Here is a 2,990-nt window from a genome sequence, read left to right on the forward strand (position 1 = left end):
CTCCAGGCAGATCGCCTCGAGCATCGAGGTGGTGGTGGTCTTGCCGTTGGTACCGGTCACCGCGAGCCACGTCCGTGGCGGCCCGAACATCCCGGCCGCGTCGGCGCGCCAGGCCAGTTCGACGTCCCCCCACAGCTCGAGGCCGGCCTCGGCGGCGGTCCGCAGTAGCGGGGAGTCCGGCCGCCAACCCGGGCTGGTCACCACCAGGTCGACGCGGCCGGGGCCGGTGTCGACGAGCATCTCGGCGGCGCGGTCGAGGCTGACCCCGGTACAGTCCACGCCGTCCGGGAGCGCCCCCTTCAGAAGTTCGACCGCGTCCTGTCGTGAGTCCGCCACCACGGGCTCGGCGCCCAGCGCGTGGAGGATCCGGACCGCCCCCGGACCGGACACCCCGGCGCCGAGGACGAGCACTCGGGCGCCTGCGAGGTCCCGGATGTCCACTCGCTGCTGCGTCGTCTTGGGCTGGGTCGTGCCGTTCTGTGTCACGTCCGTCATCCCGTCGAGCTCGCGAGCCAGTCACCGTAGAACAGCGCGATGGCCAGGCCACAGGAGATGGCCACGAGGAGCCAGAACCTGATGGTCACCGTCGTCTCGGCCCACCCGCCGTTCTCGAAGTGGTGGTGGATGGGTGTCATGCGGAACGGACGACGGCCGGTGGTGCGGAACGCCGCGACCTGGATGAGGACCGAGACGAACTCGATCACGAAGACCGCGCCGACGACGACCATGAGCAGCTCGGTCCGCGAGACCACCGAGACACCCGCGACGATGCCGCCCAGGAACATCGACCCCGTGTCTCCCATGAAGATCTTGGCCGGCGCCGCGTTCCACCACAGGAAGCCCAGACACGCCCCGAGCGCGGCGGAGCACACGACGGCTATGTCGAGAGGATCCCGGACCTGGTAGCACCCGGACAGGTCCACCCCCTCCGCCGTGGAGAAGCACGAATACCGGAACTGCCAGAAGCTGAACACCACGTAGGTGCCCATGACCATGGCCATCGACCCGGCGGCCAGCCCGTCCAGACCGTCGGTGAAGTTGACCGCGTTGGACCAGCCGTAGACCAGGAGCACGATGAAGATCAGGAAGACGACCACCGGGAAGGTCACGGCGACGAAGTCGCGCACGTAACTCAGCGACCTGCTGGCAGGGGTCAGCCCGTCGTCGTTGCGGAAACCCAGGACCAGGATGCCGAACGCGAGAGCCGCGAGCACCTGACCAACGGTCTTGGACAGGATGCCCAGGCCCTTGTTGTGCCGTTTGAACACCTTGAGGCCGTCGTCGATCATCCCGACCACCGCCAACGCGGTGGCCAGTCCGAGGATGAGCAGGCCGGAGGCGGTGAACCCGCCGCCGCCCACCGTCAGCTGTCCCACCACACCGGCCACGATGTAGCCGAGCCACACCGCGGCGAGGATCGCGATCCCGCCCATGTTGGGCGTCCCGCGCTTGCTCATGTGTGACTGCGGGCCCTCCAGGCGAATCTCCTGGCCGAAGCCGTGCCGACGGAAGTAGATGATGAGCACCGGGGTGAGGAAGATGCTCACGACGAAGGCGACGATGCCTGCGATCATGATCTGGGTCATTCGGACTTCTCCTCACCACGCGTCGCGAGCAGATGCTCCGCGACGCTCCACAAGCCCACGGCCGCCGAGGCCTTGACCAACACGATGTCCCCCGGCTGCACGCGCTCGTCCACGATGGCGAACGCCTCCTCGGCGGTCTCGACGTGCTCGGCCTCCGATCCCCACGAGCCCTCCTGCACCGCCCCCTGGAACAGCGCGCGCTGGGGTCGACCCCGGCCGACCACCACGAGTTGGGAGACGTCGAGTCGGACGAGGAACCGACCGATGAGGTCGTGCTCCGTCACCGAGTCCTCGCCGAGTTCTGCCATCTCGCCCAGGATCGCCCAGGTTCGGCGGTGTCCCCCTCCCGACCGCGCCATCACCGCGAGCGACTTGAGCGCGGCCCGCACCGAATCGGGGTTGGCGTTGTAGGAGTCGTTGATCACGGTGACACCGTCGGCGGTGACCCGGACGTCCATCCGCCGGGCGGAGGCGGCCCGGGCGGTGCCGAGGGCGGCCGCGACCGCGGCGACGTCCATACCGCAGGCCAGACCCACCGCGGCGGCCGAGAGGGCGTTGCCGACCTGGTGCTCGCCGTGGACGCGGAGTGCCACCTCGGCCTCGCCGTCCGGGGTCACCATCCGGAAGGAGGCCCGCACCTCGTCGTCGAGGCGCACGTCCTCCGCGCGGATGTCCGCGGACCGGCCCGACCCGACCGTCACGACCCCAGCGGTGGTCCGCCCGGCCATTCCCAGGACGCGGTCATCGTCGGCGTTGAGCACCGCGACACCTCCGTGGGCGGCATCCGGCAGGGCCTCGACCAACTCACCTTTCGTGGCGGCGATGACGTCGCGCGACCCGAACTCGCCGAGGTGCGCGGTCCCGACGTTGAGCACCACCCCGATCCGCGGGGGCGCGATCTCCGCGAGCTCGCGGATGTTGCCGGGCGCGCGTGCGCTCAGCTCGAGCACCAGGAAGTCGGTGGACTCGTCGGCACGTAGCGCGGTCCAGGGATGACCGATCTCGTTGTTGAACGATCCGGGTGGCGCGATGACCGTACCGGCGACGGAGAGAACCGCGCCGATGAGGTCCTTGGTACTGGTCTTGCCCGAGGAGCCCGTGATCCCCACCACGACGAGCCCGTGGTCGGCGACCAGTCTGTCCACGCTGGCGCGCGCCAGGGACCCGAGCGCCGCGAGCACCGCCGCACCGGATCCGTCGGAATCCGCAGCCAGGGCCATGGCGTTGGTGGCGCGACGGTCCACGGGGGGCACCACGATCTGCGGGCCCGCGCCCTCGGGGACATCGGTGACCTCGCGGGCGACCAGAGCGGCCGCCGCACCCGCCTGCAGGGCGCGGGCGACGAAATCGTGGCCGTCGACCCGCTCGCCGGGGAGCGCGAGGAACAGTCCCCCCGGCTCGAGA

2 protein-coding genes and 1 pseudogene are annotated in these 2,990 nt (G+C 70.2%); all 3 read right to left on the reverse strand.

Annotated elements, in window-relative coordinates:
* Positions 1–495, reverse strand: a pseudogene (locus G6027_RS13575) (Mur ligase family protein); the annotation flags it as partial.
* Complete coding sequence (gene mraY / locus G6027_RS13580; protein WP_182637632.1) at positions 492–1,586, reverse strand: phospho-N-acetylmuramoyl-pentapeptide-transferase; 1,095 nt, start codon at positions 1,584–1,586, stop codon at positions 492–494. The pseudogene G6027_RS13575 and the gene mraY, both read right to left, overlap by 4 nt.
* A partial coding sequence (gene murF, locus G6027_RS13585) for a UDP-N-acetylmuramoyl-tripeptide--D-alanyl-D-alanine ligase (RefSeq protein ID WP_182637633.1) occupies positions 1,583–2,990 on the reverse strand: 1,408 nt, incomplete at its 5' end. The genes mraY and murF, both read right to left, overlap by 4 nt.

This window comes from Dietzia sp. SLG310A2-38A2, from assembly GCF_014145095.1.
Taxonomy (GTDB): Bacteria; Actinomycetota; Actinomycetes; order Mycobacteriales; family Mycobacteriaceae; genus Dietzia.

Bases quoted from the DNA above. Each gene is read 5' to 3' on its own strand.
- mraY (WP_182637632.1), bottom strand. From the start codon at position 1,586: ATGACCCAGATCATGATCGCAGGCATCGTCGCCTTCGTCGTGAGCATC.